17 protein-coding genes are annotated in these 19449 nt (G+C 51.3%); 12 read left to right on the top strand and 5 right to left on the bottom strand.

Annotated elements, in window-relative coordinates; genetic code table 11:
* The first annotated feature begins 410 nt into the window (after nucleotides 1-410).
* From PAT3040_RS33125 to PAT3040_RS33115, 3 genes are all read left to right on the top strand, one after another.
* On the top strand, nucleotides 411-887 hold the full coding sequence (locus PAT3040_RS33125) for a glutathione peroxidase (RefSeq protein ID WP_087566166.1): 477 nt from the start codon (nucleotides 411-413) through the stop codon (nucleotides 885-887).
* Between the two features lie 378 nt (nucleotides 888-1265).
* A complete protein-coding gene (locus tag PAT3040_RS33120; RefSeq protein WP_087566167.1) occupies nucleotides 1266-1937 on the top strand; it encodes a response regulator transcription factor in 672 nt (223 codons plus the stop codon).
* Nucleotides 1934-2950, top strand: coding sequence for a sensor histidine kinase (locus tag PAT3040_RS33115; RefSeq protein ID WP_108996018.1), 1017 nt, complete (start codon nucleotides 1934-1936; stop codon nucleotides 2948-2950). The genes PAT3040_RS33120 and PAT3040_RS33115 overlap by 4 nt, the downstream gene beginning before the upstream one ends.
* Here the strand turns inward: PAT3040_RS33115 and PAT3040_RS33110 are convergent.
* Nucleotides 2947-4923, bottom strand: coding sequence for an ABC transporter permease (locus tag PAT3040_RS33110; RefSeq protein WP_108996017.1), 1977 nt, complete (start codon nucleotides 4921-4923; stop codon nucleotides 2947-2949). The two genes, PAT3040_RS33115 and PAT3040_RS33110, sit on opposite strands and share 4 nt — an antisense overlap.
* Nucleotides 4920-5669, bottom strand: a complete 750-nt coding sequence (locus PAT3040_RS33105) for an ABC transporter ATP-binding protein (RefSeq protein WP_087566170.1) — start codon at nucleotides 5667-5669, stop codon at nucleotides 4920-4922. The genes PAT3040_RS33110 and PAT3040_RS33105 overlap by 4 nt, the downstream gene beginning before the upstream one ends.
* 189 nt (nucleotides 5670-5858) lie before the next feature.
* Between PAT3040_RS33105 and PAT3040_RS33100 the strand changes: the two genes are divergently transcribed.
* The 3 genes from PAT3040_RS33100 (at nucleotide 5859) to PAT3040_RS33090 (ending at nucleotide 10478) form a co-directional block, all read left to right on the top strand.
* A complete protein-coding gene (locus PAT3040_RS33100; RefSeq protein ID WP_108996016.1) occupies nucleotides 5859-7625 on the top strand; it encodes an ABC transporter ATP-binding protein in 1767 nt (588 codons plus the stop codon).
* Entirely contained in the window at nucleotides 7612-9417 is a 1806-nt protein-coding gene (locus PAT3040_RS33095; protein ID WP_108996080.1) for an ABC transporter ATP-binding protein, read from the top strand. The genes PAT3040_RS33100 and PAT3040_RS33095 overlap by 14 nt, the downstream gene beginning before the upstream one ends.
* 191 nt (nucleotides 9418-9608) lie before the next feature.
* Nucleotides 9609-10478 carry a YitT family protein gene (locus PAT3040_RS33090; protein WP_087566171.1) on the top strand — a complete coding sequence of 290 codons (870 nt, stop codon included), beginning with the start codon at nucleotides 9609-9611 and terminating at the stop codon, nucleotides 10476-10478.
* Nucleotides 10479-10547: 69 nt separating this feature from the next.
* On the opposite strand, the gene PAT3040_RS33085 is transcribed toward PAT3040_RS33090, so the two are convergent.
* Together PAT3040_RS33085 and PAT3040_RS33080 are read right to left on the bottom strand one after the other, a co-directional pair.
* On the bottom strand, nucleotides 10548-11765 hold the full coding sequence (locus PAT3040_RS33085; protein ID WP_108996015.1) for an MFS transporter: 1218 nt from the start codon (nucleotides 11763-11765) through the stop codon (nucleotides 10548-10550).
* Nucleotides 11766-11767: 2 nt separating this feature from the next.
* Nucleotides 11768-12502, bottom strand: coding sequence for a glycerophosphodiester phosphodiesterase (locus tag PAT3040_RS33080; protein ID WP_108996014.1), 735 nt, complete (start codon nucleotides 12500-12502; stop codon nucleotides 11768-11770).
* A 278-nt stretch (nucleotides 12503-12780) separates the two neighbouring features.
* Between PAT3040_RS33080 and PAT3040_RS33075 the strand changes: the two genes are divergently transcribed.
* Entirely contained in the window at nucleotides 12781-12981 is a 201-nt protein-coding gene (locus PAT3040_RS33075; RefSeq protein ID WP_087566174.1) for a copper ion binding protein, read from the top strand.
* A gap of 501 nt (nucleotides 12982-13482) precedes the next feature.
* Entirely contained in the window at nucleotides 13483-14334 is an 852-nt protein-coding gene (locus PAT3040_RS33070; protein WP_108996013.1) for a DUF421 domain-containing protein, read from the top strand.
* 75 nt (nucleotides 14335-14409) lie between these two features.
* On the opposite strand, the gene PAT3040_RS33065 is transcribed toward PAT3040_RS33070, so the two are convergent.
* Nucleotides 14410-15156, bottom strand: coding sequence for a hypothetical protein (locus PAT3040_RS33065; RefSeq protein ID WP_087566176.1), 747 nt, complete (start codon nucleotides 15154-15156; stop codon nucleotides 14410-14412).
* A 366-nt stretch (nucleotides 15157-15522) separates the two neighbouring features.
* Here PAT3040_RS33065 and coxB point away from each other — a divergent pair, with 366 nt between their 5' ends.
* From coxB to PAT3040_RS33045, 4 genes are read left to right on the top strand one after another with little or no spacing between them, the layout of a single operon-like run.
* Entirely contained in the window at nucleotides 15523-16578 is a 1056-nt protein-coding gene (gene coxB / locus PAT3040_RS33060) for a cytochrome c oxidase subunit II (RefSeq protein WP_087566177.1), read from the top strand.
* Nucleotides 16579-16589: 11 nt separating this feature from the next.
* Nucleotides 16590-18491: a cytochrome c oxidase subunit I gene (gene ctaD, locus PAT3040_RS33055; RefSeq protein WP_108996012.1), complete on the top strand. Its 1902-nt coding sequence runs from the start codon at nucleotides 16590-16592 to the stop codon at nucleotides 18489-18491.
* Nucleotides 18488-19105: a cytochrome (ubi)quinol oxidase subunit III gene (locus tag PAT3040_RS33050; RefSeq protein WP_087566179.1), complete on the top strand. Its 618-nt coding sequence runs from the start codon at nucleotides 18488-18490 to the stop codon at nucleotides 19103-19105. The genes ctaD and PAT3040_RS33050 overlap by 4 nt, the downstream gene beginning before the upstream one ends.
* Nucleotides 19106-19109: 4 nt before the next feature.
* A complete protein-coding gene (locus tag PAT3040_RS33045) occupies nucleotides 19110-19427 on the top strand; it encodes a cytochrome C oxidase subunit IV family protein (RefSeq protein WP_087566180.1) in 318 nt (105 codons plus the stop codon).
* Nucleotides 19428-19449 lie beyond the last annotated feature (22 nt).

The raw sequence follows: 19449 nt of genomic DNA, 5'->3' as shown, positions 1-19449 counted from the left end.
GCATCGCATTGTGCTCGGTTTTTCATACACATTAGCCCTCGTGCCCTCGCCAACGACGCATTGTGCTCGGTTTTTCATACACATATGCCCTCGTGCCCCCGCCAGCATCGCATTGTACTCGGTTTTTCATACACATTAGCCCTCGTGCCCTCGCCAACGCCGCATTGTGCTCGGTTTTTCATACACATATTCCCTCTTGCCCCCGCCAGCGTAGCGTTGTACTCGGTATTTCATACACATTAGCCTTCGTGCCGCCGCCAACGTCGCATTGTACTCGGTTTTTCATACACATATGCCTCTGTCCCCCCACCAGCGTCACATTGTACCCGGTTTTTCATAATCGCTTGACTCCCCAATATAAATTGTATAAAATTTAATTAATAAAAATATAAATAAAGGGCGTGGATGATATGTCCATTTACAATATTCCGGTAAAGAACATTAAAGGAGATCAAGGAACCCTTGCACCATATCAGGGCGACGTTATGCTTATCGTCAATACAGCGACTGGCTGCGGTTTCGCGCCTCAGTTCAAGGGGCTGCAGAAGCTGCATGACGATTATTCGGACCAGGGCTTTGCCGTGTTGGGTTTTCCGTGCGCGCAATTCGCGAATCAAGAAAAGGGCGATGACAAAGAGATTGAGCAAGCCTGCGAATTGAACTTCGGCGTAAACTTCCCCTTGTATTCCCGAATAGACGTAAAGGGGAAGGACGCACATCCGCTGTTCCGGCATCTGACGGACGAAGCAAGAGGCGTGCTTGGCACCAAATCGATCAAGTGGAACTTCACGAAGTTTCTCATCGACCGTCAAGGCCGCGTTGTCAAGCGGTTTGCTCCGACAGATGAGCCGGCCAAGATCGAGTCTCATATCCGCGAGCTGCTGTAAAACGCGATCAAGATAGTCTGGATGAGTACTCGCAAGAAGATATACATCGCTGGTACTTCCATCAAGCAACGCCGGTGAACAACGCATCAAGCAACGCCGGCGAACAACGCATCAACCAATGCCGCGGACAACGCATCAAGCACGCGGCGAACAACACAAAACCTCCGAGGGAGCTAACCCACGGAGGTTTTATTGTGCGCGCATACCGACCAGGGACGGGGGTGCCCGGCAAGGCAGGTGTGATATACTGGCTCAATAAGCCTATTCATTCTAAATAAGCTGTATGTACGTACTACATAAGCTATGCACACTACATTTAAGCTTTGCATTTTACATAAGCTGGGAACCGAAGCGGCAGCGCGGGAAGGAGCAATCGGCGTGTTTAAAATTATGGTCGTAGAGGACGACGAAAAAATACGGGCGATCGTGGCGGAGAGTTTGAGAAAGTGGCAGTACGAAGTGCTCGAAGTAACGGCATTCGACGGGATCGAAGAACAGTTCCGCAGGCACGAGCCCCATCTTGTGCTGCTCGACATTAACCTTCCCGTCTTCGACGGCTACTATTGGTGTCAGCGCATAAGGGCCATTTCGAAGGTGCCCATCCTATTCCTGTCGTCAAGAAGTCAAAATATGGACATTATCATGGCCATCAATATGGGGGGCGACGATTATGTGCAGAAGCCGTTCGACTTATCGGTACTCGTGGCAAAAGTAAGCGCTCTGCTAAGGCGCAACTATACCTACCAGGACGAGGCGCTGGAACTGCGTCATCGCGGTTTGTCCTTCCACCTATCCAACTCCTCCGTCGAAGCGGAAGGCCAAACAGCGGAGCTGTCGCGCAATGAATTTATTATTTTACAGGCGCTCATGCGGAATATTGGGAAGATCGTATCGCGGGATGAGCTGATGCATGCGTTATGGAAGGACGAACAATTCGTTGATGACAATACGCTCACCGTCAACGTCAATCGGCTGAGGCGCAGAATCGCGGAGCTCGGCCATGATGACTTCATTTCCACCCGCAAAGGAATGGGGTACATTGTGGAATGAAGCTGAAGTCAGTCTGGAAGTTTATCCGCTACCAACGATCGTATATCATCATGTGTTTCGCTTGTTATTCGCTTGCGATGGCCGTCAGCTACGCCGATCCCGGGTTCAATTACAAATGGGACACGTATTTGTACGGATTGGGGTTATTGGCGTTGTTAATTACGGCTTTTTTTGCCTATCGATATGTCAGGGAGACGCGAAGCATAGCCCTTCTCCGCGAAGAAGAGGGCGAGCCGATGACTCTTGAAGGCGAGGCTTGCCAAGACGAGCTGCACAGAATGGAGACGGAGCATATCCGCAAGCTGAACGAGGTAAACGAAAGAGGACTGGAGTCGTATCGGTTTATGGTGTCGTGGTTCCATGAGATCAAAACGCCGATCGCCGTGCTCAGGCTGATCCAACAGACCGATCCCCGCGCAGCCGATATGGACGAGGAGTTGTCCAGAATCGAGCATTACGTGGACCAGGCGCTCTATCACGCCAAGCTGGACAGCTTTTATCAGGATTACGACATCGTCTCCTGTGATCTGGAGCAGCTCGTCAAGAATATGGTGAAGCAGCATGCCAAGACGTTTATCGCGAAAAAAATCAAGCTCGCCCTGCAGATTGAATCCGCTGCCGTGCAGAGCGATCCCAAATGGCTGTCGTTCGTCCTTCAGCAATTGATCACGAACAGCTTGAAATATACCGATACGGGAGGCGTAATGAGCGTGACGGCTTCCGAGACGGCATCGGAGATCCGGCTAACGGTTCGCGATAACGGAGCGGGTATCGATCCGAAGGATCTGCCCCGCATCTTCAATCGAGGCTTCACGGGCGAGAACGGAAGAGTGTACGGGAAATCGACGGGGATGGGGCTGTATTTGGCACAGGAGCTGTGCGCGAAGCTGGGTCATTATTTGACATGTCAATCGGAGAAGGGGAGTTATACGGAGATGACGATTCATTTTCCGCGCAACCATGATCCTTATCTGGATGCCATGCGCATTCAAGAGAAAAGCCGGGAGCATTAGAGCTTCCGGCTGACGATGCGTTCGTACACGCTGGCGGAGGAAAAGTAAAGCATAACGTAGATCACGAAGTACACGGCCATGGAGCCCATCACGATGGACGTGAGCTGCGGGTAATCCTGCAGCGTCGAGAGCATGTAGGAATCTATGATGAGCCAGCTGTTCAACAGGCCGAGCACCAGCGGCGGGGCAAATACGAACAACAGCTGCTTGCGAATAACTGCTTTCACTTGACCGCTGCGAATGCCTAGCTTGCGCAGCGTATCGAATTGCGTCATGGCGTCCGTCGCTTCCCGCAGCTGACGGAAGTAGATGACGCTCGCCAGCGCGAACAGCGCGATAACTGCCAGGAACGCCCCGGAGAACAACAGGAGCGAAGAGCTCTCGATCTGCTTGGAGTAGACGTCGGCGAAGGAGGAGTAGTACCCTTCCGGTGCCGCGGAATAGAATAGCAGCTGCACTTGCCGAGACAACTCTTCCGCATTCCCTGCATCTTCGATGGTATAGATTTGAAACGTCTGCTCCTCGGCGGATGGCCGCAACGAAGCATAGGCATCATCGGCGATGACGAGAACGGCTGCCTTGCTGCTCATGGAATCGTCGATAGTCGTTCTCCATCCCAGCAGCGAGTAGTCGAGCTGCTCCTTGATGGAGAGAGTTAGAGGAGCTGAGCCAACCTGGATCTCGAAGACGGGCTGTGAGCCTGCCGGATGAACGAGCGGAATATCGATGCCGGCGGATAACGCGATGGTCTCATTGCCGCTTAGCTCGATAGGCTCGGGATGTCCCCTTAGCTGCTCGAACTCCTTGAAGGTGCTCCAAGGCACCAGCAGCAGGCCTTCAAGAAACTGCTCCTCGCCTTGGAAGGCGATCTCCCTGTCGGAGACGGCATCGGCCTTTAATGTGTGCAGGACGCGATAGTCGAGCACGGGATGCTCTTTTTCGAAGCCGCGAATCAGGGCGTCCAGCTTGGAGTCGGTTTCCCCATCCAACGTTTCGAAAGCAATGTCGTTGGGAAGATTTTTTTCCGTTGCGCTAAATTGAACGCTATAATTGATGGCGACGAAGCTGGTCAGCAGGATGAGGGCCGAGCTGAACAAGGTGATAAACGTGAGATTAAGCGCATTGCTTCTGGCCTGGAAACGAAGCGAGGAAGTCCAAAGCACCGTGTTCCCCTCATGATAACGAGGCATCTTGCCCAGCCTCGCCAGGATCCAGCCGGTGAACTGGCGGAAGAACAGCCATGTTCCCGCAATGATTCCCACAGAAACGGCGGTCATGGAAAACAGGCCGTACTCCTTCCAGACGATGGATTCACGCCCCAACACGATCAGCACGTAAGCTTGAATCAGCAGAATAATGGCAAGAAGGGCGGGAATCGCCGATGTTCGAATCGGTTTCTCCATGATCGACCGGGCGTGGAACAGCTCGACAAGCTGAACGCGGTGGACCGTGATGAGATTCTGCAACCAGATGATAAGGATGATGGCGGCAACTACGGCTGCCGTCGTACCGACAGCGCCAGCTTTGAACGACAAGGAAACGCTTTGGTCGTATTGCATCAGTTTCATTAGCAGCATGCCGAACCACTTCGACAGCAAGCCCCCGAGCAGAATGCCCGACACGAGAGAGAGGACGCTTAATATAACCGTCTCATAGAATAACATCCGCGTCACTTGCCTCTCGCTCATGCCAAGCAGCAAGTACATGCCAATCTCTTTTTTGCGTTGCCTCATGAAGAAGGAATTGGCGTACAGGATAAACAAGATAATGAATAGACTGATCGCGATGGAAGCAATGGTTACCCCTTGGCGAAACATATCGCTGTTCCGGAGTACGTTTAGAATATCTTCATTATACATAAGCGACGAAAAGGTGAAATGAATAACGACGCCTGCGATCATCGCGAACAGATAGATGGCATATAACCGAATATTGCGATTGGCGCCGCGAAGCGTCAGTTGGAGCAGGCTCATACCCGTCCACCCCCGAGCAGGCTTTGCGATTCCAGAATGCGATCGAAGAACGACTTGCGGGATTGGTCGCCCGCATACAGCTCGTTTACAATGGCGCCGTCGCGCAAAAAGATGACGCGATTGCAGTAGCTCGCCGCATAAGGATCATGCGTCACCATCAGGATCGTCGTGCCGAATCGGCCATTCATGCCGGCCATCTCTTCCAGCAGCTCTGTCGCGGATCTGGAATCCAGAGCTCCGGTAGGCTCGTCCGCGAAGACGACGGCGGGATTGGTGATAAGCGCGCGGGCGGATGCGGTCCGCTGCTTTTGTCCGCCGGAGATGCCGGCCGGATACCTGTCGAGAATAGCCCCGAGCTGCAGCGCCTCGACAAGCGGATGCAGCCGCTTCTTCATCTCGTCGATCTTAAAGCCCCTCAGCGATAGAGGCAGCAAAATATTTTCCTGGACGGTGAGCGTGTCGAGCAGATTATAATCCTGAAAGATAAAGCCCATCCGCTCCTGACGGAAACGGCGAAGCTCCTTTTTGCCCAGAGATAGCAGCGACTGCTGTCCCAGCCATACTTCTCCGCCGGTTACCCGGTCAATCGTCGACAGTACGTTCATAAGCGTCGACTTGCCGGAGCCCGACGGCCCCATGATGGCTGTAAACTCTCCTTCGTTAACCGTAAGGTCGATATTGCGAAGCACGGGCGTCTTGCCATAACTTTTGGATACATTACGGGCACGAATAATAGGTGTCTGCATAAGGTTTCTCCTCTCTGTTTCTTGTCTCTGTCCTCACTATACCGTCCAGCCGCTCCCCCGTTCCATCGATTCTACGGAATGCAAAGTGACACTTCTGTCACATACAGTTTTAATCGTTTTTTACTGTTGTAGGATAGCAAAAATAAAGGTAATATTATACAATCGAATGCCGGAAAGCGGGGAGTTCCTTTGACTTTTTTAAAGCGATTGGATTGGTTTTTTAAGCAAAGATGGCGCAGTTACGCGATCGCGATTACGTTAATGACGATTGTCAGTCTGCTCTCGTCCATACCTCCGAGATGGATTGGCAATACGGTTGACGCCATTAGCACAGGCGAGTTGACTAGAGATGACTTGGGCAGGAAGGTTATGCTTCTGGTTGGCCTGGCTCTGCTCACTTATGGACTTGTCTACGTATGGATCACCACTTTATTCGGCAATTCGGTACTGGTAGAGAAGCTGCTCCGCGGCAGACTGCTGGCGCATTTGACGGTGCTGAGGCCGTCCTTTTTCCACAAAAACAGCACGGGCGGATTAATGGCTCTTGCCACCAACGATGTGCTTGCCATCGGGAATACGGCGGGGTACGGCGTTATGACGCTGGTCAATACGCTCGTCGGGGCATCCGTCGTCATCGTCATGATGGTGACCTTCGTCTCTTTCAAGCTGATGCTTGCAGCCTTGCTGCCATTGCCGCTGCTCGCCTTTGTCATTATAAAGCTGGGCGGGAAGGTGCGCATCCGCTTTATGGCGGCGCAAGCTGCATTTGGCAATATGAACGATCATGCGCTGGAGTCCATCTCCGGCATTCGCGTCATCCGCTCCTATGTGCAAGAAAACGCCGATCTGGCCGCCTTTGGCCGCGTGACGGAAGATGTCATGACAAAAAATCGTCAAGTGTCGCTTCTTAATGCCATGTTCCATCCCCTGATCTCTATTATTGTCGGCATCAGTTATACGATCAGCATCGGCTTTGGCTCCTATCTGGTGCTCGAGAACGAAATTATGATCGGGCAATTGCTGACGTTTAATATTTATCTCGGCATGTTGATCTGGCCTATGATTTCCTTCGGCGAATTCATCAACGTGCTGCAGCGTGGAACCGCTTCAGCCGACCGGCTGGAAAAAGCGTTTGACGAGCGGCCAGATGTAACGGAGCCCGATAACCCTCTATCCGTGGACATTCCTGCAAGCGTCTCGTTCAATCGTCTCAGCTTCACCTATCCCGGCGCGGCTGCGCCAAGCTTGTCGGGGATTAGCTTCCGCCTGGAGAGAGGAGAAACGTTGGGGATCGTAGGCAAGACCGGCAGCGGAAAGAGCACGCTGCTGAAGCAGCTGCTGCGGCAATATCCCGTGCAGCCGAATGCAGCGTATATCTCGGAAGCCCCGATTGAACGGATTCCGCTGGAGCGGATGCGAGAGTGGATCGCTTATGTACCGCAGGAGCATCTGCTGCTGTCGAAGTCGATCCGCGACAATATCGCGCTAGGCAAGCCGGATGCCACGGATGCGGAAATGGATAAGGCGGTTGCGATGGCCTCCTTCGACACGGATATCGCGGGCATGCCGGAAGGACTGGCGACGATCGTCGGAGAAAACGGCGTCATGTTGTCCGGAGGACAGAAGCAACGCCTTGCGATTGCCCGCGCTCTTCTCGTCGATTCCGAGATGCTGCTGTTCGACGATTCCTTGTCCGCCGTGGATGCCCGTACGGAAAGCCGCATTCTGAAGGCGATCCGCCGGGAGCGGGCCGGCAAAACGACATTTATTACAACGCATCGTCTATCCGCTGTCAGTCACGCGGACTGGATTTTGGTGCTGGAAGGCGGCAAAGTGCTGGAAGAAGGCACGCATGAGCAATTGATGCTGCTGGGCGGCTGGTACAAGCAACAATGGGAGCGACAGCAGATGGAAGCCAGCCTGGAGGAGCAGGGGGATGAGCATGGAGATGCATAACGAAGGCAAGAAGGCTGGAGCAGCTACCATTAAAAAGCTTCTGGCCTATGCGCTGACCTACAAGTTCAGAATTATTGGCGCAATTTTGATCCTGTGCTGCGCGGTAGGGGCAGAGCTGGCCGGCCCGTTCATCGTAAAAACCATAATTGACGATCATCTTAGCACAGGAGGAGATGGCGGAATGGCGCCGGTCCTTACGTTGCTGGCGATCTATGTCGGGCTGCTGGTTGCCGCGGGCGGACTACACTTTCTGCAATCCTACCTGCTGCAGGCGACAGCGCTTCGAATTATTCGCAATATGCGGGTGGATCTCATGCGCCAAATTCACCGGATTCCGCTCCGTTACTTCGACAACACGCCGATCGGGGCTATCGTGTCGCGTATTGCGAACGATACGGAGGCGATCCGCGAGCTGTTTATGAGCTTTATGGCGACGTTCGTAGTCAGCTTTGTGCAACTGGCCGGCATTTATACGGCTCTTTTCTTACTCGACGTAAAGCTGGCTCTGCTTTGTTTGCTGCTGCTGCCTTTATTCGCCGTCATCATGGTTGTGCATCTCAAATTCTCGAAGCGGTACATAGCCGTCATGCGCGCGCGTCTCAGCGATATGAACGCGATGATCAACGAATCTATTAACGTGATGCCTATTATTCAAGCCTTTCGCAGGGAGAAGCGCACCATCGAGGAATTCGAAGAACTGAATCATGACAGATACGTAAATCAGGTTAAGCAATTCCGCGTGTTCTCGTTATCATCCCGGAATATCGTCGGCACGATCGGGGCGCTTTTAACGGCGTTCGTTCTCTGGTATTTCGGCGGTCAGGCGTTGTCCGGCGTCATTCTGTTCGGCGTTCTGTACGCGTTCATCGATTACCTGGGCCGAATTTTTCAACCTATAATCGGCATATTCGACCAACTGACGAATGCCCAACGGGCATATGTAGCGGCGGAGAAGGTGTTTGCGATTATGGACATGGAAGGCAGAGATGTCGAGGAGACGCCTTCCCGCATTAGACAGGATACGCGAGGCGATATCGCATTCCGCGACGTAAGCTTCTCCTACAAGAAAGGAGAACAAGTGCTGCGCAATATTTCGTTCGAGGTCAAGCGGGGGCAAACACTGGCGCTGGTCGGCCACACGGGATCCGGCAAGAGCTCCATCATGAATCTGCTGCTTGGCTTCTATGAGCCGGATCAAGGAACCATTACGATCGACGGCAAAGACATCGGCATGATGTCCAAACAGGAGCTTCGCAAGCCGATGGGGATCGTCCTTCAGGATCCTTATCTCTTTGCGGGCGATATCTCCTTTAACGTCAGCATGTATCAGGAAGGCATTACGCAAGAACGTGTGGAGGCCGCGTTGCGGGAGGTAGGGGCTTCATCCTTTATCGATTCTCTGCCGGGGGGCGTTCATGAGCCTGTCGTTGAACGGGGAAGCACTTTCTCTGCTGGGCAGCGTCAACTGATCTCGTTCGCGCGTGCGCTAGCCTACGATCCCGCTATCCTTATTCTGGACGAAGCGACGGCCAGTGTCGACAGCGAAACGGAGCATGTCATTCAGCGCGCGCTAAAGGTCGTCAGCGAAGGCCGCACAACGCTGATTATCGCCCATCGGCTGTCGACGATTCGGGAGGCGGATCAGATTCTGGTACTGCATCGGGGCGAGATCGTCGAGCGGGGGAATCATGATTCGTTAATGGCGCTGGAGGGCAGATACTACCGGATGTACCGGCTGCAGATGGGGGAATCCTCCGGAGAAGCGCAGCCTGCCGCCGCTTCCAAACCATAAGCATGGCTTATCATATAACTCCGCCGCTCTAACAGAGCGGCGGAGCTTATTACATTTTGAGGAGTATTTGCATCATAGATCCGATTTAGGGCATGAAATAAGTCCTCATTGATCTCAAATAGATATTGATGCAAGTTTGAATAAAAAAGTTTATAATGAGAATCAGCAATCTTCAATGAGGGGGAACTTGTTTGCCGCACCGAGAACATAAAAAGCTTTCCAGTCTCGAAATCATAAAACGCTTTGTTTTCCTTACGATCGGTTCTGTCCTGATGGGCGTGGCCCTGGAGCTTTTCCTTGTACCGTTCCAGATTATCGATGGCGGCATAGCCGGTATATCCATTATGTTGTCTGAGCTTACTCCTCTTCCTCTTAGCGTCTACTTATTTCTTGCGAACGTTCCGTTCCTCATCCTCGGCTACAAGCAATTAGGCAAAACTTTTGCACTGTCTACACTCTACGGCATTACGATTATGTCCATTACGACGGCATTTCTGCATCATGTAGGCGCCTTTCCGGAGGATAAGCTTCTGGCTGTCCTGTTCGGCGGTATGATTTTGGGGGCCGGCGTAGGTCTTGTCATCCGTTATGGAGGCGCCCTCGACGGCATCGAAGTGGTATCTATCCTGATCTCCAAAAAGCTACGCGTTGCGGTAGGACAAGTCATTATGGTCTTTAATCTCGTCATCTTCCTGATTGCGGGTTTCGTTTTCGAATGGACCTCCGCCATGTATTCCATACTGGCCTATTACATAGCGATCAAGGTAATCGATATTGTTGTCGAAGGATTGGAGGAATCCAAATCGGTGACGATTATTTCGAAGGAACATGTCGACATTTCCCAGGCAATTATCGATCGGCTAGGCCGAAGCACGACGCTGCTGCAAGCCCGAGGGGGGTTCTCCGGCGATGATCTTCAAGTGGTCTATTGCGTAGTTTCGCGGCTGGAACTTGCGAAGCTGAAATCGATCGTGCACGAATACGATGAGAAGGCGTTTATCGCGATCGAACATGTCTCTGACGTGCTGGGCGGCAATTTCAGCAAAAACAGCATCCATTAAATATTTAAATGGCGATGCCATGGACGGAGGTCCTGGCATCGCCATTGTTGTTTAACGCTGAATTAAACGCTACATAGTAACAGGCGGCTGTACGGGAAGAGACTTGCCCTGATCGCGAACGCCTAGCAGAAATAACAACGCAATGACCATCCCGGCGGCTGCGATATAGAACAGCATGGCGTATCCCATCCAATCGATAATGACGCCCATCAATGGCGGAGAGGAGATGGCGGCGATGGATGAGGCAATATAATAGATGCCGGTACGCGTGCCGATACTGCTCTCTTCGCCCAACTGGACGATGAACGGATAAGAGTTAATGTTGATGCACGCCCAGAAAACTCCTCCTATGAGCAGCATGATCCGCAAGAGCAGCACCGATTCGATCAGCGAGACCAACGAAAAGACGACGATAAGGCCGATTATGCCAAGCAGAATGATCTTTTTTTTGCCGAATCGATTGCCTAGCATTCCACTAGGGATGGCCGCGATGACAAAGGAGAGCGAAAAAAAGGCGAGCGAAAATGCCGCAGCGCTGTCCGTCATGCCCAGCCGATTCGTTCCATAGAGCGTAAACAAGGCTTCGACTCCTTGATAGGAGAAAAACCAAAAGAAAATCGCCCCTAACAGAAACAGCGTAGGCTTATTCCATTCTTTTCGGTAGTCGCCAGGCAGCGCTTCCGCTTTGCGTTCCAAGACGAAGCTGGCGGCATGCGGTTCCCGAATGACGAAAAACAATACCGTCAAACAAAGCAGCGTAAGTACGGATGAGGTTAGAAAGGGCAGCGATGTATGCCAGTCGTTTAAATAAGCGCCTCCGGCAAAAGCAAGGATGGAGCCTACGCCTCCCATGAAATTAATGATGCCGTTAGCCTGCGTTCGCTTCCCTGGCGGCGTTAAATCCGGCATCAGAGCTACGGTAGGCGATCGGTATAGGCTCATGGAGAGATTCATAAGCACCATAAACAGAATCAACGTCACGATCCCGTTATGCCATGGAATTAACGCTCCGAACACGGCGGCCAGCGGCATGCCGATGAGCAGGAAGGGCATCCGTTTGCCGAACTTTGTGCGGGTCCGGTCACTCTTGCGTCCGATCCAGGGCTGGAGGAACATCGCAAAGTAATTGTCGATCGTCATCATGAAGCCGATAAGCCCCACGTTCTTAATAAAATGCTCCAAATAGAGCGGCACATAAGCGTTGTACAAAGCCCATGTAATGCTGATGCTAAAGAAGCCGAGACCAAGCAGCCAAATTTTTCGCGGGGCGTAGGCTATGGCAGTCATCGCTACCTCCTGCTCTGAATGAGCTTGTGCAGCCGGTCGGGATAATCCGTAATGATGCCGGCAACACCTGCTTCGATAAGACGGAGCATCTCTGCTTCTTCATTAACGGTGAAGGGGTGATAGACGATGCCGGCTTCTTCCGCTTCCTTCACCCATTCGGGGAGGACGGCAAAATGATACGCGTGCAAGGCATCCGCATTCAGCGTCGCGGCATATTCCCAAGGCCGATATAAGCCTTCCATATATAAAATGCCCGTGCGAATGTCCGGGTCCAGCGACTTGCAGAGCGCCAGCGAATAATGATTGAAGCTGGACAGGACGACGCGATCGGCCAAGCCTGCCTGGCGTACGGCCGAGATAACTTCGGCTTCCATTCCCGGATATTGGACGGCGCCGTTCTTCAGTTCCAGATTAAGAATAAGCTCTGATTCCGCAGCCAATGCCAGCAGCTGATCCAAGGTCGGAATACGTTCGCCAGCAAACGACGCGTCGAACCAGCTGCCGGCATCAAGCTGGCAAATGGCTTCGTAATCGGTGTCAACGACGAGCCGCGCCGTGCCGGCCGTTCGTTGCAGCGACTCGTCGTGAATACAGACGAGCACGCCATCCTTCGTTCGTTGAATGTCTGTCTCAATGCCGGTTGCGCCTAGCTCCAGAGCACGGGCGAATGCGGCCATCGTATTCTCGGGACAATAAGCGCTGGCACCTCGATGGGCGAAGTTGATCATGGATTTCATGGGGACACATCCTTTTTCCTTTTTAATTAGAAGTATACCGCTGTTATGTTCGAACCATGTTAAACGCGCGAGTTGATTTTATTCGAAAAAACGCTTACAAGATGATCGTAGCATATACGAAGTAAGATGAATAGGGGAGACGAAAGAACGAAAGACTGGTCAATTACCGAGGAATAAAATGCGACTTTACATACCCTTGGGGGGTATGATAACATAAGGGTTAGAAAGGCATACCCCGGGGTGGTATTAACTAAAAACCAGAATGGAGGATGATAACAATGGCAAACGTTGTATTAAAAGTAGAAGGCATGAGCTGCGGTCATTGCGTGAGTTCGGTAGAGAAAGCGGTAAGCGAAGTTGGCGCGAGCGGTCAGGTCAGCCTGGCGGACAAGAAAGTAACGGTGGAGTATGATGAAGCTAAAGTAAGTCTGGATGCCATTAAAGCGGCAATCGAGGAACAAGGATACGATGTGGGGTAATCGGAAAGGGTAAATAAAATAATAGCTGAGAATTGGACAGGGCTGCCCTGTCGGCGACAATCGTCGCCGGCCAGGCAGCCCTTAATTGCATATATTTAACCTGCCATGTCCTTAATCAGGACGGCATATTATCCCCGCAGCTTATCGTAAACAGCATGTGCATCACAGTTGTTTGTGCGTCTTATTTTTCCCAAAACAACGAAAGCCCTACCTCTCTTCCGTCCTTGCGGCTCCATTGACCGCGCCAGTGTGAATCAGAAAAACAGTTGAAACATGAGCCTAGATTCGTTAGTCAAGATGATCAAATACAGAGGGTATAGTTGATTCTTACTGGGGATCTATAGGGGTTAAATATTACATTCTTATTATCATATCATCATAAGTAGAATAATGCAAGTATATGTTTGTCTCCCGATTCGCCAAAAATACGGCGAGAGAAGCTGCCACGAGAATGACATTGGTTTTGTTGGACATCATAGGATGATAAGGGAGGGATTCAAAATGCCGCAGTGGATCGAGATTGTCATTCGAACGCTGGCTGCTATGGCAGTTCTGTTCATTCTGACGAAAGTGCTTGGCAAACGCCAAATATCGGAGTTGTCGCTCTTCGAATACATTACGGGCATCTCCATCGGCAACATTGCCGCTTACGTATCGTTGGATCTGGACAACTTATGGTACCTCGGAATCGTATCGCTGCTGGTGTGGGTTAGCGTATCGGTAGGCATCGAATATTGGACCGTTAAGAATAGAAAGGTCAGGGATCTTGTAGACGGAAAAGGCAGGGTGCTCATCAAGGACGGCAAATTGTTGAAGGAGCAGCTGAAGAAGGAAAGGCTGACCTTGGACGAGCTTCTGGAACAGCTTAGAAGCAAGGATGCCTATCGTGTGGCGGATGTCGAATTCGCCGTGATGGAGTCAAGCGGAGAGCTTAATGTATTAATGAAGAAACAGTATCAGCCCATCACCCCGGATATGCTGGGATGGAAGATGGCGGAGGAGAAGCCGCCGCATACGCTTGTCATGGATGGCATCGTATTAGAGAAGGAATTGGAGCTTTCGGGCGTAACGAGGGATTGGCTGCGTCATAAGATGAGTCAGCAGAAGCTGAAGCTTGAGGATGTATTGCTGGCACAGTTGGACAGCGACGGCATAACGCTTCATATTCAAACGGCCGATGGACGAAGCTTTCCTCAAAAGAAAGCGGACAAACCTGCCGATCGAATACGCCAAATGACCGCTCAGCTTGAAGACGAACTGAAGCGGCTGGAGCAAGCGGCCCGCAACGAAGCAGACAGGCAGGCCTATCGCTCCGCTCTCGACCGCCTTCAAACGGGCATGAAGGGGAAATAACTGCCGCAAAAAGCATGCGAGGAGCTCCCATACCATGGTAAGCTCCTCGTGTTTCTTCTATAATAAATGTTAAGATTAGCGTCTGTTGAACTTGCGCAGCTGCCAATCCTGCGGCGAGTAGTGACCGGGTTCCGTAATGGGGGCGGGACGTTCCGCAGCCCCGTCGAATTCGTATTGAACAACTTTGTTGAAGGTGTCGACCAAAGGCGTTAACGATCGGCCGGCCCAGGCTTCCGAAGCGAATCGAACAAAATAATTGTTGAACTCCATATTGGCGGAAATATGAACCTCCTGGATCATAGGGGATTCTTCGCGAATGCGCTTCGCAATCGTCTGTTTCAATTCATTGGACAAGTTCTGGTGGTCCATAACGGTAAAGAAGGAATTATACGGAGTCACGATAGTGTAAGGATTGCTGTAAGGCGAACCGGAATCGGCATTGAATACGCCGCCGTTGGAGCCGGTATTATTTTGCTCGTCCGTACCGCCCTTCGCTTTCGTACCCGCTGCAGACCAATCCAATAAAATCGCTACATAAGCGTTTTTGTCCGTCAGCATAACAATCCCATTCGCTACGCCATTGAGCGAGCCGATCTTGTTCGACAGCATGGAGCTGTATTCGAAAAAGGCATTGTCATGCTGCCCCGCGTCGGTATTCGTGGACCCATACGCCTTCAGTCCCTGCATCTTGGGATCTCCGGGCTTCCTGCTTCCATAGTCCGAGTCGGAATGCTGCATAGACTTCTTGTAGCCGCAAGCCGAAACGGCAATGACCAAGAGCAAGGACAACAGGATGATACCGGCCCGTCGCATCATCGTCATTGGCTTACCTCCAATCCTAATTGGGATGATGTTAGTGTCCGTTCCCACGAGGTAAAACATACGCCTTAGGAAAGCATACATAAATGACCATGGGTTTGGTGCACAATGAAAGGTAAACGAAGCTTTAAAGCACGGCTGCAAATACCGTCGCAATAGCCCGAAAGAGCGCTAAAATATCCGTTTTTGACAGCTTTGAGAACAATTTGTGAACTCTCTGTGGAACATTGACAAAAGAGAGCGTCAACTTTATATTTAATAAAGTGTTTAAAGTTGCACGAGATGTAACAACAGCTGTGAAACACGCAGCAGGCCGCTTGCCACGTGAAAAAATGGCCGCTGCGAAAACGTCAAAAGTGGGGTTGATTAATGATGAATCGGTGGCAATTTGTAAGACGGCTGGCACCGCTGATGGCCATGATGGCATTGGTGCTTGCGGCATGCGGACGAGAAGACTTGTCTACGCTGAATCCTCAAGGGCCGGTAGCGGAAGAGCAATTCGGATTGATGAAGACGGCGATTATCATTATGGGCATCGTTGTTGTTGTCGTATTCGCCCTTGCTTTGTATGTCATTATCCGGTTCCGCAGACGTTCGGGAGACAAGACCATTCCTAAGCAGGTAGAGGGTAGCCACAAACTTGAGGTTATCTGGACCGTCATTCCGATCATCTTGCTCGTGATCCTGGCCGTTCCTACTTTGCAATCGGTGTTTAACTTGTCCAAGGATTACAGCAATGACCCTGATGCAGTTAAAGTCATCGTGACTTCTCATCAGTACTGGTGGGAGTTCGAGTATCCGGAGTTAGGCATCAAGACTGCGCAGGAGCTGGTCATTCCAACCGGCAAGACGATCGCGATCGAAGCGAAGACGGCTGACGTGATTCACTCCTTCTGGGTTCCGTCGCTGGCAGGCAAGATCGACACGAATCCAAGCGGCAATGAGAACCATATGTATTTTTCCGCGCCGAAAGAAGGCGTTTACTTGGGTAAATGCGCCGAATTGTGCGGACCGTCCCATGGCCTGATGGATTTTAAAGTAAAATCCGTCGATGGCGCAGCGTTCGACCGCTGGGCTGCAGCGATCAAAGAGCCCGTTGCTCTTCCATCCGACCCGGCAATAGCAGAAGTGTTCCAAAGCAAATGCCTGGTATGCCATGCAATTGGCGACTTGGGCGTACAAGCTTATCCGAACCTGTCTGGCATTGCAAGCCGCAATAGCGTCGGTGGTATTCTTGTCAACGTAGAAGCTGATGATAAGCAATACAAACACGAAGATACTGTATATAACAATCTCTATAATTGGATCAAGGATCCAGAGGCGGTTAAGCCCGGCAATCTGATGTCGAACCGATACGAATTGACCGAGGACGAGCTGGAAGGGATTGCACAATACTTGTCTGAGTTAACGTTAGATTACGAATAATATCATCAGCGATGAAGGAGGCGCCTACCTTGGCTCATGCACATGCAGTCAAACGTTACAGCGGTCTTATGGACTGGCTTACAACGGTTGACCATAAGAAAATCGGTATTTTGTATTTGATAGCAGGGGGATTCTTTTTTCTCGTCGGCGGACTTGAAGCGATCCTGATCCGGATTCAGCTATGGGCTCCGCAAAATGATTTCGTTGGAGCGGATACATACAACGAATTGATTACGATGCACGGCACAACCATGATCTTCCTTGCGGCAATGCCGCTCCTGTTCGCCTTTATGAACGCGGTCGTGCCGCTTCAGATCGGCGCGCGGGACGTCGCATTTCCGTTCGTGAATTCATTAGGCTTTTGGACATTTTTCTTCGGCGGCTTGCTGCTTAATGTCAGCTGGATCGTCGGCGATGTGCCAGACGCAGGTTGGACGGCGTATGCGCCGCTGGCAGGAACCACCTATAGTAATGACCATGGTATGGATTATTACGTATTGGGCCTGCAGATTGCCGGTATTGGTACTTTGATCGGCGGTATCAACTTTCTTGTAACGATTATCAACATGCGTGCACCTGGCATGACATTTATGCGGATGCCATTGTTCACTTGGACGGCATTTATCACGTCCGCATTGATCCTGTTCGCATTCCCAGCGCTTACTGTCGGTCTTGCGGCCTTGATGTTCGATCGGTTGTTCAGCGCGAATTTCTTCGATCCTACCGCAGGCGGCAACGCAGTATTGTGGGAGCATATTTTCTGGATTTTCGGGCATCCTGAGGTATACATCCTCATTCTGCCGGCCTTCGGTATTATCTCCGAGGTTATCAGTACGTTTTCGCGCAAGCGTCTATTCGGCTACAGCTCCATGGTATTCGCGACGATTTTGATCGGATTCCTGGGCTTCATGGTATGGGCGCATCATATGTTTACAACAGGTCTTGGTCCCGTTGCGAACGCGTTGTTCTCTATTGCAACAATGTTGATTGCCGTTCCAACAGGCATCAAAATCTTTAACTGGCTGTTTACCATGTGGGGCGGTTCGATCAAATTTACATCCGCCAACCTGTATGCGGTCGGATTCGTACCAACTTTCGTTATGGGCGGCGTTACAGGCGTCATGCTGGCATCGGCCCCCGCCGACTTCCAGTATCATGATACCTACTTCGTTGTAGCGCATTTCCACTACGTTATCGTAGGCGGTCTGGTATTGGGTATTTTTGCAGGATTGCATTACTGGTGGCCTAAGATGTTCGGACGGGTGTTAAACGAGACGCTCGGCAAGATCACATTCTGGACATTCTTTATCGGCTTCCACTTGACATTCTTCATTCAGCACTTCTTGGGCTTGCTCGGGATGCCGCGTCGGATCTGGCAGTACCTGGATGGCATCGGCTTTAACGAGATGAACATGATTAGTACGGTCGGCGCTTTGCTGATGGGCGTAGGCACAATCTTGTTCCTGATGAACGTTGTAGTAACAATGGCTAAACCTAAAAATGCGTCAGCAGATCCTTGGGAAGACGGACGTACGCTGGAGTGGACGATTCCATCTCCTCCGCCAGAGTACAACTTCGCGCAAACTCCGCTTGTTCGCGGTTATGACGCGTATTGGAAAGAGAAGATGGAAGGCCACAAAGGCATGACGCCTGCGGAGCCGATCGGTCCGATTCATATGCCGTCTCCATCGATTCTGCCATTCTTTATGGGTGTTGGCTTGTTCGTTGCAGGCTTCGGGTTTATGTACGCTCCGGATTGGGGGCACATTGGAGCGCTTAAGACGGGACACTTCATCGGAATTATCGGCCTTGCCACTACATTATTGTGTATGGTGCTCCGGTCCATGATCGATGACCACGGCTTCCATATCGAAGAAGACGAAATTCTGAAGGACTTGGGGGGGAAAGCATGAGTGCACATACGCATGTAGAAGGGCAATTGCCCCATGAGCCGGAGAAGGCTACCCTCGAGGGACGCAATAAAGTATTAGGTTTCTGGTTATTCCTCGGCGGCGAGACCGTTCTCTTCGGTACTTTGTTCGCGGCGTACCTGTCGCTTCGAGATCAAGTGCTCGAAGGACCTACCGCCAATCATTTGTTCGATCTCATGCTGGTTGCTATCGCGACTGCGATCTTGCTTACATCCAGCTTGACAAGCGTGTTCGCGATTCAAGCGATGCATCAGAAAAATGTAAAAAGCCTGATTGGCTGGTTGATCGTTACGGTAGTCTTGGGAGCTTCATTCCTGGGGCTTGAGATTTACGAGTTCTACCACTATGTTCACGAAGGTCACGGCTTCACGACAAGCGCGTTCAGCTCTTCGTTCTACACGCTGGTCGGCTTCCACGGCGCGCACGTGTTGTTCGGTATTGTATGGATCACGCTTCTGATCATCCAATTGTCCCGCAAGGGACTAAATGTTGTAACGGCGCCTAAGGTATACGTAGCCGGGATGTACTGGCACTTTATCGACGTTGTATGGGTATTCATCTTCACGGTTGTCTACCTGATGGGAAAGGTGGTTTAACGGTATGGCAAGCAATCACGGAGCCGCTGAGCAACGCACCAAACATCACAAGGTTGAAGGTCCCAAAAAACATGTCGTTGCGTTTATCTTCTCGATTCTGCTGACTTTCATCGCATTTGCGACTGTGATCAGCGGAGAAATTAATAAAGACTTTATCTATGTTATTTTAATGGGTACGGCTTTCCTTCAAGTTTTTGTACAGATGGCATTTTGGATGCACATGAAGGATCGCGGTCACACATTCGCGATTATCGGAATTCTGTTCGGTGTAGTCATCGTCTTTACAGCTGTGATCATGGCAGAATATTGGGTTTGGTGGTAATCGTAACTCCGGACCGATAAGA

It is taken from the genome of Paenibacillus agaridevorans (genome assembly GCF_003112455.1).
Lineage (GTDB): Bacteria > Bacillota > Bacilli > Paenibacillales > Paenibacillaceae > Pristimantibacillus > Pristimantibacillus agaridevorans.
Note: the sequence above shows the minus strand (reverse complement) of the source record. Positions and strands in the feature narration are given on the sequence as shown.